Source organism: Chitinophaga varians (genome assembly GCF_014529945.1).
Classification (GTDB): domain Bacteria; phylum Bacteroidota; class Bacteroidia; order Chitinophagales; family Chitinophagaceae; genus Chitinophaga; species Chitinophaga varians.
This window is the reverse complement of the sequence record NZ_JACVFB010000057.1, coordinates 1-288: the sequence shown is the minus strand read 5'-3', so window position 1 is coordinate 288 and position 288 is coordinate 1. Positions and strand designations below refer to the sequence as shown.

1 pseudogene is annotated in these 288 nt (G+C 43.1%); it reads right to left on the bottom strand.

Going from position 1 to position 288, the window contains the following annotated elements:
- Positions 1 to 288: pseudogene (locus ICL55_RS35030) on the bottom strand (DUF2268 domain-containing protein); the annotation flags it as partial.

Here is a 288-nt window from a genome sequence, read left to right as displayed (position 1 = left end):
CGTCACAAATATTATCGCCAATAGTTACATGCCGGCATCCATCGAGGTACACATTCACCTTACGGGAAAATGGCGGATACGTATTCGTATATATTATCTTGTTAGATGAAAACACCAGTGTATCTACGGAACGGGCGTACAGCAACGCATAATCGTAATGCTTGAAGGTATTACCGGTGATACGGATGTTGTGATGATATGCCGGAGAGACTGAATCTTTCGGAGTGATAGATGGTGTAATGGTAATAACTCCTTCTCCCCACTCGGAGGTATAACAGTTCTCAAAGA